The 14,099-nt window shown below is 54.1% G+C and carries 13 protein-coding genes; 7 read left to right on the top strand and 6 right to left on the bottom strand.

All coding sequences use genetic code 11. The features are described 5' to 3' along the window. Positions 1 to 225 precede the first annotated feature (225 nt). Positions 226 to 1,353 carry a PQQ-dependent sugar dehydrogenase gene (locus AC4PCC_RS13660; protein ID WP_492124873.1) on the top strand — a complete coding sequence of 376 codons (1,128 nt, stop codon included), beginning with the start codon at positions 226 to 228 and terminating at the stop codon, positions 1,351 to 1,353. A 159-nt stretch (positions 1,354 to 1,512) separates the two neighbouring features. Here the strand turns inward: AC4PCC_RS13660 and AC4PCC_RS13655 are convergent, their stop codons facing one another. Continuing rightward, the gene (locus AC4PCC_RS13655) at positions 1,513 to 2,169 is read right to left on the bottom strand and encodes an HAD family hydrolase (RefSeq protein WP_345831243.1); all 657 of its coding nucleotides are present in this window, start codon (positions 2,167 to 2,169) and stop codon (positions 1,513 to 1,515) included. A gap of 274 nt (positions 2,170 to 2,443) precedes the next feature. Between AC4PCC_RS13655 and AC4PCC_RS13650 the strand changes: the two genes are divergently transcribed. Then, entirely contained in the window at positions 2,444 to 3,646 is a 1,203-nt protein-coding gene (locus AC4PCC_RS13650) for a serine hydrolase (protein WP_492124872.1), read from the top strand. A 59-nt stretch (positions 3,647 to 3,705) separates the two neighbouring features. Here the strand turns inward: AC4PCC_RS13650 and AC4PCC_RS13645 are convergent, their stop codons facing one another. The 4 genes from AC4PCC_RS13645 to AC4PCC_RS13630 form a co-directional block, all read right to left on the bottom strand. Continuing rightward, positions 3,706 to 4,989, bottom strand: a complete 1,284-nt coding sequence (locus AC4PCC_RS13645) for an HAAAP family serine/threonine permease (protein ID WP_345831245.1) — start codon at positions 4,987 to 4,989, stop codon at positions 3,706 to 3,708. Between the two features lie 392 nt (positions 4,990 to 5,381). Then, positions 5,382 to 5,987 carry an undecaprenyl-diphosphate phosphatase gene (ybjG, locus tag AC4PCC_RS13640; protein WP_067703680.1) on the bottom strand — a complete coding sequence of 202 codons (606 nt, stop codon included), beginning with the start codon at positions 5,985 to 5,987 and terminating at the stop codon, positions 5,382 to 5,384. Positions 5,988 to 5,992: 5 nt separating this feature from the next. Further along, positions 5,993 to 6,727 carry a phosphatase PAP2 family protein gene (locus tag AC4PCC_RS13635; RefSeq protein ID WP_345831246.1) on the bottom strand — a complete coding sequence of 245 codons (735 nt, stop codon included), beginning with the start codon at positions 6,725 to 6,727 and terminating at the stop codon, positions 5,993 to 5,995. A gap of 211 nt (positions 6,728 to 6,938) precedes the next feature. Then, complete coding sequence (locus tag AC4PCC_RS13630) at positions 6,939 to 8,627, bottom strand: aspartate:alanine antiporter (RefSeq protein WP_067702738.1); 1,689 nt, start codon at positions 8,625 to 8,627, stop codon at positions 6,939 to 6,941. A 232-nt stretch (positions 8,628 to 8,859) separates the two neighbouring features. Here AC4PCC_RS13630 and ybjM point away from each other — a divergent pair, with 232 nt between their 5' ends. After that, a complete protein-coding gene (gene ybjM / locus AC4PCC_RS13625) occupies positions 8,860 to 9,273 on the top strand; it encodes an inner membrane protein YbjM (protein WP_345831247.1) in 414 nt (137 codons plus the stop codon). A gap of 125 nt (positions 9,274 to 9,398) precedes the next feature. On the opposite strand, the gene AC4PCC_RS13620 is transcribed toward ybjM, so the two are convergent. Then, a complete protein-coding gene (locus tag AC4PCC_RS13620; protein ID WP_067702747.1) occupies positions 9,399 to 9,662 on the bottom strand; it encodes a GrxA family glutaredoxin in 264 nt (87 codons plus the stop codon). Between the two features lie 275 nt (positions 9,663 to 9,937). Here AC4PCC_RS13620 and nfsA point away from each other — a divergent pair, with 275 nt between their 5' ends. The 4 genes from nfsA (at position 9,938) to potG (ending at position 14,097) form a co-directional block, all read left to right on the top strand. After that, positions 9,938 to 10,660 (top strand): oxygen-insensitive NADPH nitroreductase, encoded by a 723-nt coding sequence (nfsA, locus tag AC4PCC_RS13615; protein WP_067702750.1) that lies wholly within the window; start codon positions 9,938 to 9,940, stop codon positions 10,658 to 10,660. A gap of 142 nt (positions 10,661 to 10,802) precedes the next feature. After that, complete coding sequence (locus AC4PCC_RS13610) at positions 10,803 to 11,288, top strand: YbjN domain-containing protein (RefSeq protein ID WP_345831249.1); 486 nt, start codon at positions 10,803 to 10,805, stop codon at positions 11,286 to 11,288. Between the two features lie 421 nt (positions 11,289 to 11,709). Beyond that, positions 11,710 to 12,819 (top strand): spermidine/putrescine ABC transporter substrate-binding protein PotF, encoded by a 1,110-nt coding sequence (gene potF, locus AC4PCC_RS13605; RefSeq protein WP_492124871.1) that lies wholly within the window; start codon positions 11,710 to 11,712, stop codon positions 12,817 to 12,819. A gap of 144 nt (positions 12,820 to 12,963) precedes the next feature. Further along, positions 12,964 to 14,097, top strand: a complete 1,134-nt coding sequence (potG, locus tag AC4PCC_RS13600) for a putrescine ABC transporter ATP-binding subunit PotG (RefSeq protein WP_492124870.1) — start codon at positions 12,964 to 12,966, stop codon at positions 14,095 to 14,097. Positions 14,098 to 14,099 lie beyond the last annotated feature (2 nt).

Below are 14,099 nucleotides of genomic sequence, written 5' to 3'. Positions count from 1 at the left end.
TTATAGCATGCCGATAAAGATAAATCCCAAACAATAATCCTCGCTGGGCTATAAAATGTGAGCTTATGGGGGATCGGGTGATATGGGCATCGGATAGTCAAAGTACTTATCCGCTCCCAAACTCCCCCGACGGCCCCTGAATCCCAGATTAATGTTTTGTAAAACTTCCACGCGTTCTGACACCTTTTACTAGATTTATCTGGTGCTTCCCATCAGGAGAAAGGTATGTCCCGATTCGTTAAACTGAGTTTGCTGGCCGTCGCGCTGACCCTGAGTCAGGGGGCAGCGGCGCAGAAAGTGACCGTAGAAGAGCTGCAGAAAGGATTGGATCACCCCTGGGCGCTGGCGTTTATGCCGGATGGCCAGAGTATGCTGATTACCGAACGTGCGGGACAGCTGCGCCTCTGGCAGCCCGGAAAGGGGTTGTCACAGCCGGTTAGCGGCGTGCCGAAGGTGTGGGCGCAGCGTCAGGGTGGCCTGCTTGACGTGGCGCTGGCGCCGGACTTTACGCAGAGTCGTCGCGTCTGGCTCACCTGGACCGAAGCGGACAGTCAGGGCAGGGCAGGTGCTGCGGTGGGCTACGGGTCGCTAAGCCAGGACAGCCGCCAGCTTACAGATTTTCGGGTGGTCCTTCGCCAGCAGCCGAGGCTCTCCAGCGGTGCTAATTTGGGATCCAGGCTGGCCTTCGATGATAAGGGATATCTCTATATTACCTTTGGCGATAATTTTCACGCTGAAACGGCTCAGGATCCCGCGTCACTGACCGGCAAAGTCATACGGCTGAATGCCGATGGCAGCGTGCCGAAAGATAATCCTTTTGTCGGCAAAGCCGGGGCGCGGAGCGAAGTCTGGACCTGGGGGATGCGTAATCCTCAGGGGCTGGCGCTAAACCCCTGGACGCATGAGATGTGGGAAAGTGAGCACGGCCCGCGCGGCGGAGACGAGGTTAATATCCTCAGCAAGGGCAAGAATTACGGCTGGCCGCTCGCCACCTGGGGCATTGACTACAGCGGGGAAAAAGTCCCGGGATCGAAAGGGGGCAGGGTGGCAGGCACCGAGCAGCCTGCGTTTTGGTGGAAGGTGTCACCTGCCATCAGCGGCATGGCGTTCTATAACAGCCCGCGCTTTCCGCAGTGGAAAAATGGCTTATTTATCGGCGCGCTGAAGCAGCAGAGCCTGATCCACCTGACGGTGGACGGCAACAACATTGAGGAAAAAGAGCGCCTGCTGGCCGATCGTAAGGAGCGCATCCGTGACGTGAGAACGGGGCCGGATGGCTACCTGTATGTGCTGACGGATGAGCGTGACGGCAAGCTGCTTAAAGTTGGTCTGGCGGAGTCATCCGGCCAGTAGCGCGCTGTGGAAGCCGCTTTCTCTGACCCAGCGTTACATTTCTCCGCTATGGTCCTGAGAAGCAGTTCTCTGACCCAGCGTTACATTTCTCCGCCATGGTCCTGAGAAGCGGCTCTCTGACCCGGCGTAATATCTCACCGCGACGCCCGGCAGAAGGGGTTATCTGACCCAGTTGCACACTTCCCAGCCACGCTGCTGTGCCAGGGTGTGCAGGGGCTGGGCCGGGTTTATAACCCAGGCGTGATCGGCGTGTTCCAGCATCGCCAGGTCATTTAACGAGTCGCTGTAGGCCCAGGTGCGGTTAAATTTCCCTTTCTGCTGGCCGTTGAGCCACTCCTGCAGGCGGGTGACTTTGCCCTCTTTATAGGTCATTGTGCCGTAGGTTTTTCCGCTGTAGCGGTCATCCACAATTTCAACGCCAATGGCCAGTGCATCATGAGCGCCAAGCTGCTGCGCGATAGGCGTCACCAGATGTTCGCCGCTGGCTGAAATGACCAGAATGGTATCACCGCGCTGCTGATGCCAGCTCATGCGCTCGCGGGCAGCGGGGTAAACGCGGGGAAGGATATCGCGATGAACAAACCGACGAACCCAGCCGGAAACGGTTAACGTACCCATGCCAGCTAGCGGTGCCAGGATGGTCTGCATATAGGCTTCTATCGACAGCGAGCCCGCATAGTATTGCTCCATCAGTGCCTGCTCCTGCTCGATCAGCTCAGGTGGAGCAAACCCCTGGGAGACCAGCCAGCGCAGCCACAGGCCGGTGCTGTCTTCACTAATAAGGGTTTCATCAAGGTCGAAAAGGGCTAAATCCATGGTGTTGCTCCTAAGGCAGATTGACCTCAGGGTAACGGAATTATGTGATGCACTTAACTGTTTTGGAAAAATTCGGAATTTAGCCTGGTTTCGCTGGCGGTGAAGGCGAAAAAACCGCCACTTCGATGTCATTGTCAGGTTATTATCTAATAAACTCTAAATATCTTTACTCTACTGCTGTTCAAATTTGGGCATAGAAACGATAGCGTAGCAGGACATGTGCCCGTCATCGCTGTGAAAATTCTTACCTTTCAAATGGATATCTGGTCCCACCATGAAGAAATCGCTCATCTCCGTAAGCTACACGCTCTCCGCCTCCGCGTCACTAATGCTGCTAACCTTATCTTTTGCCCATGCAGAAGAGGCACCTGCTCCGCCGGAAATCAATGCGAAAGCCTGGATCCTGATGGATTACAACAGCGGCAAGGTGCTGACGGAATCTCATGCTGACGATCGTCTCGATCCCGCCAGCCTGACCAAAATGATGGCCAGCTATGTGGCCGGACAGGCGCTCAGGTCGGGCAAAATTACCAACGACGATATGGTCACCGTGGGCAAAGATGCCTGGGCAACGGGCAATCCTATCCTGCAGGGCTCGTCGCTGATGTTTCTGAAGCCGGGCGATCGCATTCCGGTCTCCGAGCTGAATAAGGGCATTATTATCCAGTCCGGCAACGATGCCAGCATTGCGCTGGCCGACTATGTGGCGGGTAGCCAGGATGCATTTGTCGGGCTGATGAACAATTACGTTAAGGCGCTGGGCCTGCAAAATACCCATTTCAAAACCGTGCATGGCCTGGATTCTGACGGGCAGTACAGTACCGCGCGCGATATGGCGCTGATTGGCCAGGCGCTAATTCGCGACGTTCCGGCAGAGTACGCCCTGCATAAAGAGAAAGAGTTCACCTTTAACCATATTCGCCAGTACAACCGCAATCGCCTGCTGTGGAGCACTAACCTTAAGGTAGACGGCATTAAAACTGGCCATACCAACGGCGCGGGAAATAATCTTGTCGCCTCGGCGACGGATGGCGATCAGCGACTGATATCCGTGGTGCTGGGCGCGGCGACCGACGGTATTCGCTTTCGTGAGAGTGAAAAGCTGCTGACCTGGGGCTTCCGTTTTTACGAAACCGTTACGCCGATCAAGGCCGACAAGCCTTTTTCCACCCAGCGGGTCTGGTTTGGCGATAAAAAAGAGGTCAATCTCGGCGTTGCGAAGGATGCAGCGATTACTCTGCCTAAGGGACAGATGAAAAAACTGAAGGCCAGCTTTACGCTCTCTCAGCCGCAGCTCACCGCGCCGCTTAAGAAAAATCAGCAGGTTGGCGTCATCGACTTCCAGCTCAACGGCAAGACGATTGAACAGCGGCCGCTGGTGGCGATGGAGGCAGTCGAAGAGGGGGGCTTTTTCAGTCGCGCCTGGGATTTCGTAATGATGAAACTGAGTAGCGTGTTTGGGAAGTGGTTTTCCTGACCGGCAGCAATAATGGTGAGTAAGAAAGAGCGGCCTGCGTGGCCGCTCTTTTGTTACAGCTAAAACAGGTCCCAGGCAATGGCAGAGATGGCAATCAGACCCACCAGCACCACAAACAGGTTGCTGATTTTACCGCTGTACTGGCGCATGGCCGGCACCTTATGGATGGCATACATCGGCATCAGAAACAGCAGAATCGCGATAATCGGGCCGCCCAGGGTTTCAATCATCCCCAGGATGCTCGGGTTTAGCGTTGCCACCAGCCAGGTGGTCAGCAGCATAAAGAGGGCGGTGATTCTGTTCAGCTTATGCTCGGAAAGATCCTTCCCTCGTTTGCCAAGCGATTTTACCATCAGGCCGTTAAAGCCTTCCCGCGCGCCAAGATAGTGCCCAAGAAAGGATTTAGTGATTGCCACCATCGCAATAACGGGCGCCAGCCAGGCCATCAGCGGGGTATCGAAATGGTTAGCCAGGTAGGAAAGAATCGAAATATTTTGTGCTTTGGCTTCGGCAAGGTTCGCTGGTGACAGGCTGAGCACGCAGCTGAAGACGAAAAACATCACCGTTAGCACCATCATCAGATGGCTGCGGGCAAGAATGCGCGAACACTTCTTCTCAGCGTAGTCGCCATACTCTTCACGTTTTGCAACGGCGAAGGCGGAGATAATCGGCGAGTGGTTAAAGGAAAAAACCATCACCGGAATGGCCAGCCACAGCGTCATCCACAGCCCTTTACCGCTGCCCGCCATGCTGACATGCTGGAATATAGAGCTGTTCCAGTGCGGGATCAGACAGAGTGCCAGCGCCATCAGCACCAGCACAAAAGGGTAGACCAGCACGCTCATGGTCTTCACGATCATCTCTTTACCAAAGCGCACGATGGTCATCAGCCCGACGATCAGGATCAGCGCCAGCAGCGCCCTCGGCGGAGCCGTTAGGTGTAGCTGGTGGGTGAGAAAGCTCTCCACGGTGTTGGTGATCGCCACGCTATAGACCAGCAGGATAGGGTAGATGGCAAAGAAATAGAGCAGGGTCAGCAGCTTCCCGGCACCGGCACCAAAATGCTCTTCCACCACCCCGGTGATGTCTTCGCCGCGGCTTTTACCGGAGAGAACAAAGCGACACAGGCCGCGGTGAGCAAAAAAGGTCATGGGAAATGCCAGCAGCGCCATGATGACCAGTGGGATAAGTCCGCCAATACCGGCGTTGATCGGTAGAAAAAGTACGCCTGCTCCTATTGCCGTCCCGTACAGGCCCAGCATCCACATCGTATCGCTTTTGCGCCAGGCCGCAGCCTCTTCTGCTACCGGCACATTAAGCGTGGCCGCCTTAGATGATTCCATAATGATCTCCATATTAAAAACAGTGAAGTAAACCGCTCCTGCCTGCGATATCACCTGATGCGGTCGCGCAATTTAGTTCACTCTTTTCCCGAGACGGCGACACTCTACCACCAGAATGAGAAGAAGGAAGAGGGCAGAAGGGAGTTTCTGGCGATCCTAATCACAGTTATGACAATGTTTCTGGGGTTATATACTGGTCGCGCGTTATTGATGGGGTTTAATCGCTGGCTGGACGGGGTTTTACTGGTATATAAAACTGAGTTATCGACGGGTTTGATTGATTAAATCGTGGGCTGTTTGCGGATTTTATCAGCGGGCTACATCGTAACCCGCTAATATCATGCGGAGAAGAAAGCTGAGGGTGAAAGCCTGTTCCACCCTTTTTTATCACGTTAGTCGCGCACCCAGCCTTTACGGATAGGGAACGCAAAGACTACGCGATAGAGCCAGGAGATATTTTCCAGCAGTCGTCTGCCGCAGAAATACCAGGCCACCTGAGCAAACAGGCAGGAGAGCATGCCAACCAGCAGGCCGCCGAGCATATCCATCGGCCAGTGTACGCCGAGATAAATTCGTGACCAGGCGATGGCCGCCCCGATCAGCATCAGCATGATGCCGGACCAGACGCGATGCCAGCACATAAAGGCAATGGCAAAGGTAAAAATTGCCGTGCCGTGATCGCTTGGATAAGAGTCATCGGGCGCATGATGCAGAAACTGATAGCCCAGGCCGATCATAAAGGGACGCGGATGCGGGTACAGATTGCCAATACACCATGAGATAGTGAGCGCATAGCCCAGTGCGATACCGGTTTTCAACACCAGTTCGCGCTGAGAGTTCAGCTGGCCTTTGGGCCCCCAGAGCCACAGTGCAACGATAAGCACTGGCACGATTGCAATCAGATCGCGGGCAATAAGGGTTGCCAGGGTAATCAGCCATCCGGGCGACTCTGGTGTGGCGTTGATCCAGAGAAACAGCGTCCGGTTTAGCTCTTCCATCATGATTATTTCCTCGTCATATTAAGCAGATACGAAACGCATCCGAAAGTAAAACACTGGCTTAGCCAAACCCACCAGCCAGCCCATAAATTGTGAGACAAAAAGTGCGCGCCGCGCATAATCTGACCAAAACCCATTAGCATCCCCAGCGCAGCGCCGACAAAAAAACAGAGCCAGGCCAGTTTTGGCCGCTGTGGCCAGAACCAGAAAAATAGCGCCATCACGCCAAAGCCGCTTGACGCATGACCGCCCGGGAAACAGTCACCCGGGCCGCTCCCCGGCGGTATGGCCGAAAACAGCGGGTAAGAGACTGCCTTGCCGCCAAATTCGATCAGATCCCAGGGGCAGGAGTGCGCGCTGGTCGCTTTAAGGATCCCGACAACCAGCGGGCCGACGCCGATCAACACCGTGACCAATATCAGTCTGCTGTTCCGCCTGACGATACCCGCCATCAGGGCCACCACCGCCAGCACAATCACCGTATCCTTCAGCAGCGTATGGTTTATCAGATTGAGCCAGCGATTCTCCTTTAGCGGAAACTGCTGCGTGAGCGGGTCGAACCATTCACGACTGATAGCCATATCCCAGCGGCCATCTCGCGATATCCACGTAAACAGGACGGCGGCAATCGCGAGCCATAACAGCTGGATAAGGTAAAAGCGAACAGGTAAAAGGTAAACAGACCTATTCCTAATTGGTAAAGCGGTTGTGCGTTTGTTAAGGATCAAGGGCAGTGACATAAGCGAGTTTTTCATGAAGACAAAAATTCATGGTGCTGAAATGCGATTAAGGAAACATTAAGAACAGGGAGGGGGATGAGTGGCAGAAAGAAAAAAACCCGCTAATCATTCGATTAACGGGCTCCACAATTTGGGGATTTCAAAGAAAAGCAGTGGCACTAATTAGGACTGCGCGCTTAATTAAAAGTTCTCAGAAATTCCTAAATATTTTTTAACCGCCTGCCATTGGCCAGATTATAACGATTAGCGTCCCGGCTAAGGTGAGCAAAACGTTAGCAATGGCATAGGTACCGGCGTAGCCAAGGGCAGGAATGTTACTGCGGGCGGTATCACTGATAATTTCCATTGCCGGGGCGCAGGTGCGGGCGCCCATAATGGCACCAAATAGCAGGGCGCGGTTCATTTTAAGCACCCAGGCGCCGAACATAAAGCTGATAACCACCGGCAGCAGACTCACCACCAGGCCCGCCCCGAGCATCAGCAGGCCGGTATCTCCCAGGCCATGCGACAAGCCGCTTCCTGCACTCAGCCCCACGCCCGCCATAAAGACCATCAGGCCAAACTCCTTCACCATCGTCAGCGCCCCCTGCGGGATATAACCGAAGGTGGGATGGTTGGCGCGCAGAAAGCCGAGCAGGATCCCGGAAAATAATAACCCGGCGGCATTACCAATACTAAAATTAAAGTTACTGAATTGCAGAGTGATCATACCAATCATCAGCCCGATAATAAAAAAGGCGCAAAAGGCGAGAAGATCGGTGACCTGACTGTGAATTGAGATAAATCCTATGCGGTCAGCGACGGACTTAACGCGTCGTGCCTCACCGCTTATTTGTAAGACGTCGCCTTTATTCAGAATAATACTGTCGTCTATTGGCATTTCTATCTGACTGCGAATAACCCGGTTAAGAAAGCAGCCGTGATCGGTTAGCTTGAGCTGGCTAAGACGTTTATTCACCGCATTATTATTTTTAACCACGATCTCTTCATTAACGATCCGCATGTCCAGCAGATCGCGATCGAAGACTTCTTTGCCATTGCGAAAGCTGGGATCAAGGCGGGAGTGCGCATCGGGATAGCCTACCAGAGAGATCTCATCGCCCTGTTGCAGCACGGCGTCACCGTCCGGACTGGCGAGAATGCCGTTACGTCTGATGCGTTCGATATAGCAGCCCGTATGGCGATAGATACCGAGTTCGCGCAGATTTTTGCCATCGGTCCAGGCGACCAGCTCAGGGCCGACGCGGTAGGCGCGGATGACAGGCAGATAAACTTTGCGCTGACTGTCAGGGTCCAGGCCGCGTTCGCGGGCAATCTGCTGAGCACTGGTGGGAAGATCCTGATGCTGCATCTTCGGCATATAGCGTGCGCCAACGATCAGACTCACCAGCCCCACCAGGTAGGTGAGCGCGTAGCCGAGGCTAAGATTATTTTGCGCCTGAGTCAGCAACGGTCCGGCGTGCAGCGTTTGTCGCAGCGTATCGCCCGCGCCGACCAGCACCGGCGTGGAGGTCATTGAGCCTGCCAGCATGCCGGCAGTCAGTCCGATGTCCCAGCCAAACAGTTTTCCCAGCCCAAGCGCAATAATGACTGCGCTGCCAACCATCACCGTAGCCAGCATCAAATAATTTTTGCCGTCGCGGAAGAAAATTGAGAAAAAGTTAGGTCCGGCTTCGACGCCAACGCAAAAAATAAATAACATAAAGCCCAGATTAAGGGCGTTGGTATTGATACCAAAATGCTGCTGGCCGAGCAGAAGAGAAACCACTAAAACGCCAATGGAATTGCCCAGTTGGACAGAGCCAAGCCGCAGTTTACCCAGGCATAGCCCAAGAGCCAGAACGACAAATAATAACAGAATGTCATTTCCACTTAACAACTCTGCGACGTTTATATTCACGGTTTAACTTCTTATTTACTAGTAACGTGTTGAAAAAAAGGGTTTTTTGCGCTAGATTTAACGCGCTGCCGTCAGAGCAGCGGCAACGTTCAGGATTATCCGCGTATTACAGTTCAGCATCTGTAAAACGGTCGCCATTTTAATCGCTTCACTCTTTTTCAGCCAGTAAAAGCCGCGCTCATTTACGCGGTTCTTTGTAACTTCTTTAACAGAGACAAGGCGGTGGACTATTGTGGCCAGCATACGAGATAAATTGCCGGGAGAAGATCCTGTGGTGTTTAAAGGTGTGTCCTGGATGGGCGTGGCAGGCTGTTTTATCCTTTATTGCGTCATCTTTCTGGCGGTTCGTTATGAAATGGGTAGCGAAACGCACGCCTATTCTCATGCGCAGCTGGGTCTGCTGATGTTTGCTATCCCCGGTGCGATTGCAGCGCTAACCACCAAAGAATCTCCGCTGACGGTAGCCCTGTTAGGCCCGCTGCTGGCGACGCCATGCTGCCTGCTGATTCTGCATCTGCGCCTTTTTAGTGGGTGCATCGCGCTGCTTCAGGAGCTGGCGTTTATGACCAGCGGGGTGTTTTGGTGTGGTTCCGGGGCGCTTGTCGTGATGCTGTGTCGTTCATTGATTACGCATCAGCACGATTAACCGTCCCGGACGGGCAAAGATATGCACTCAGGGCAGTTAAGGCGTAAAAAAAGAGGGCCGATACGGTATCGGCCCTCTTTTTATGGCTGCCCCCTCAGCGCGGGGCGCAGCGGAATTCTGCGTGATTACTGGAACAGGCCCAGGTTCTCTTTGGCGTAGGCTTCAAACTCTGTGCAGCCGCCGATATGGGTCTGATCGAGGAAAATCTGCGGCACGGTTTCAACCGGCTTACCCACGGTTTTCTCCAGGTCGGCTTTGGTGATCCCCTCAGCATGGATATCCACATAGCGGAAGTTGAAGTCTTCACGCTCTTCGGTAAGTTTCTCTGCCAGCTCTTTCGCACGTACACAGTATGGGCAGGCCGGGCGTCCAAAAATGACTGCAAACATGTGTTTCTCCTCAGGGTCGAAATTTTATATGTGATGTAGATCACATCTTATAGGTCGCTGGTGCCTATGATGCCCGCATCAAATGGATAAGGGAAGAAGGTATTGCCTGTCGCATTGATTTGCACAGGCTATAGGGCGATTGGCGGGGGCTGCGGCGGTTTGACAAGGAATTATACATTTTCAACGTTACCCGTAACCGCTGCACCTGCTACCCTTGGTCTCCTCAGTGTATCAACGCTTTCACTACGCCGTCGGGCGTAAAACAGGAGTGCACCATGACGCCAACCATCGAGCTGCTTTGCTCCCACCGCTCAATTCGCGCCTTTACGGACAAACCCATTGCAGATGACCAGCGCGAGGCGATTCTTAATGCGGCACAGTCGGCTTCAAGCTCCAGCTTTTTGCAGTGCTCATCGATTATCCGTATCACCGATCCGCAGCTGCGCGAACAGCTGGTTACGCTGACCGGCGGTCAGAAGTATGTCGGCCAGGCAGCGGAGTTCTGGGTGTTCTGCGCCGATTTCAATCGTAATCAGCAAATTTGCCCGGACGCGCAGCTGGGGCTGGCTGAGCAACTGCTGCTTGGCTGCGTCGATACCGCCTTGATGGGGCAAAATGCCATGGTCGCCGCCGAGTCATTAGGGCTGGGCGGCGTATTTATCGGCGGCATTCGCAATGCCATCGCCGAGGTGACCGAGCTGCTGGGCCTGCCTAAATATGTTCTGCCGCTATTCGGTCTCTGCCTCGGCACCCCGGATCAGGCTCCGCAGCATAAACCACGGATGCCGACGGCGATGCTGGTCCATGAAAACCGCTATCAGCCGATCGATCCTCAGGTGCTGGCGGACTACGACAACGCGCAGGAAGAGTATTACCTCACGCGCGAAAGTAACCCGCGTCGCGAGAGCTGGAGCGAGCATATCCAGAAGACGATTATCAAAGAGAGCCGTCCGTTTATGCTGGCGTATCTGCATCAGCAGGGCTGGGCAACGCGCTAGTAGTGAAAATCGTCTGAGAGGAGCGCCCTGGTTTCTGTCTGAAAACGCGCGAGCGAGTGCTTATTTACGTCGCAGTCGTGGTGTTTGACCGCATTTTTCCGTAAGCTAGGGCGCAATTTTAAGGCGGTATGAGACAAATCACATGGATTCACTCGTCGTTCCAGATATTGACGTAATACGACGTTGGCTGGATCAGCAAAGCATCACCTGGTTTGAGTGTGACTCATGCCAGGCGCTCCATCTGCCGCATATGCAAAATTTTGATGGGGTATTTGATGCCAAGCTCGATCTGATGGATGGCGTCATCCTGTTTTCCGCGCTTGCAGAAGTTAAACCGACCGCGCTTATCCCGCTGGTAGGCGACCTGTCACAAATCAATGCATCCTCGCTGACCGTAAAGGCTTTTGTCGATATTCAGGATGATAATCTGCCCAAGCTGATTGTCTGTCAGTCGCTGAATGTCACGGCGGGGGTGACCTATGGCCAGTTCGCGCACTTTATGAAGCAGAGTGAAGAGCAGATTTCAATGGTGGTGCTGGAAGCCTTTGCTAATCAGCTACTGGTGGTCGGCGATGACGACGAAGAGGATCGCAGCGCGATTGTCAGCTCACACGCGCTACTACATTAACCGGTCCGCTTAGTCATCCTGTACGCCTTACTCTCTGTCTAACCGCCTTCTTTTAGCAGGCGGTTAACTCTAATCTTCACGCCACCCTGCACCGTTCCTGCCTTAAACCCTTTTTTATCCTGCCGAATGCCCTTTACTACCAGATATTTATCGTCACTCAGGCCGGGTCTGGCCGATCCCGTAGAGGGAAAGTGCATGAAAATTCGATAAATGCTGTTTTTTACGCCAGGGGCTGGCCTCCAGTGCCACTGAGGACTATTCTTGCGAAGCAACGTTATATGCATGACGTGGACTGGGCTGGCGTTTTTCATCCCGGCGGCAGAGTGAATAAACATTCACTGATTGCCCCTGCCGTGCCGGGCGTCTGCCGTTTTGCTTGTTTGAAAAAGCTGTGGTTACCTTGGTGCGGAGAATGGAAAATATGCTTAATCAACCTAAAAAGTGGCTGTCGGGCGTGGCGGCTGCCGTGCTGCTGGCCGTTTCAGCGGGTGCTGGCGCGGCCGATAAGACGCTGCACGTGTATAACTGGTCTGATTATATTTCACCCGATACGGTTCCCGGCTTTGAAAATCAGAGCGGGATCCACGTGGTGTATGACGTTTTTGACTCTAATGAAGTGCTGGAAGGCAAACTGATGGCGGGCAGTACCGGCTACGATGTGGTGGTGCCTTCGTCCAGCTTTCTCGCCCGTCAGCTTCAGTCCGGGGTATTTCAGCCGCTGGATAAAAGCAAGCTGCCAAACTATAACAACCTCGATCCCGATTTGCTGAAGAAGCTGGAACAGCACGATCCGGGTAATAAATTCGCCATTCCCTACCTGTGGGCGACCACGGGCATTGGTTACAACGTTGATAAGGTGAAGGCCGCGCTGGGTAAAGATGCGCCGGTTAACAGCTGGGATCTGGTGCTTAAGCCGGAAAATCTCGAAAAACTGAAAAGCTGCGGCGTCTCATTCCTGGATGCGCCGGAAGAGATTTTTGCCACCGTGCTTAACTACCTCGGTAAAGATCCTAACAGTAGCGATGCCAAAGATTACTCGGGGGCGGCAACGGATCTGCTGATGAAACTCCGGCCTAATATTCGCTACTTCCACTCGTCTCAGTATATAAACGACCTTGCCAACGGGAATACCTGTGTGGCGATCGGCTGGGCCGGGGATGTATTGCAGGCGAAGAAACGCGCGGCTGATGCGAAAAACGGCGTCAATATTGCCTACAGTATTCCAAAAGAGGGGGCGCTGGCCTTCTTCGATACCCTGGCTATTCCTAAAGATGCTAAAAATGTCGATGAGGCCTATCAGTTCCTGAATTATTTACTGGAACCAAAGGTCATTGCCGACATCTCCAACAAGGTGTTCTACGCTAATGGTAATAAGGCATCGCTGCCCTTTATCAGTGCGGATATCCGCAATAATCCGGGCATCTTCCCCACGCCCGAGACGATGGCGAAACTCTTTGTGCTGAAGGTACAGGATCCGAAACTGGACCGCGTACGCACCCGCGCGTGGACGCGCGTTAAAAGCGGCAAGTAAAGGCCGCCCGGGCAACGCTCATATAACGCGGCAGATAACCGCCGCCAGCGTAAAGCTCACACCGCAGAGGCGTTAAATAGCCTCTGCCCTCTCTTTCATACGGCGTACTGGCCGTAATCCTCAGAGTGCCGGAGAGTTAAGTTAGTGAATGAGGCTATTGTCCGTCCGCAACCTAAAGCAGCCAGGGCCCTGACCCCGCTGCTTGAGATCCGCAACCTGACTAAATCTTTCGATGGGCAACACGCGGTAGATGATGTCAATCTGACCATTTATAAAGGCGAAATTTTTGCACTGCTCGGCCCGTCTGGCTGCGGGAAATCAACGCTGCTGCGGATGCTGGCGGGCTTTGAACCGCCGACCTCCGGCCAGATTGTGCTGGACGGGCAGGATCTTTCACACGTACCGCCCTATCAGCGGCCGGTTAATATGATGTTTCAGTCCTATGCGCTTTTTCCGCATATGACCGTTGAGCAGAACATTGCCTTCGGCCTGAAGCAGGACCGCCTGCCGAAAGAGGAAATTGCCAGCCGGGTGGCAGAGATGCTGGCGCTGGTGCATATGCAGGAGTACCGCAGCCGCAAGCCGCACCAGCTCTCAGGTGGACAGCGTCAGCGGGTCGCACTGGCCCGCAGCCTGGCTAAGCGGCCTAAGCTGCTGCTGCTGGATGAGCCAATGGGGGCGCTGGATAAAAAGCTGCGCGACCGTATGCAGCTTGAAGTGGTTGATATCCTTGAGCGCGTGGGCGCCACCTGCGTAATGGTCACCCACGATCAGGAAGAGGCGATGACCATGGCCGGACGCATCGCGATTATGAATCGCGGCAAGTTTGTGCAGATTGGTGAGCCGGAAGAGATTTATGAGCACCCGACCACGCGCTTCAGCGCCGGATTTATTGGCACGGTAAATCTGTTTGAGGGCCTGCTCCGCGAGCGCCAGTCCGATGGTCTGCTGATCGACTGTCCGGGGCTGCTTTCACCCTTAAAAGTGAGCTCCGATGTTTCGGTGGTGGATGGCGTGCCGGTTCACGTGGCGCTTCGCCCGGAAAAAGTGATGCTGTGCGATGAGATCCCGGCTGAGCAGAGCAATGTGGCAGTGGGGGAGGTGGTACACATCGCTTACCTTGGCGATCTCTCGGTCTATCACGTCAGATTGCGCAGTGGCCAGACCGTCATTGCCCAGCTACAAAATGCCCATCGCTTCCGCCAGGACGTTCCGACCTGGGGCGATGAAGTGCGTCTCCGCTGGGATGCGGACAGCTGCGTCGTACTGACGGTATAGGG

This window comes from Erwinia sp. L03-1 (genome assembly GCF_058686115.1).
Note: the sequence above shows the minus strand (reverse complement) of the source record. Positions and strands in the feature narration are given on the sequence as shown.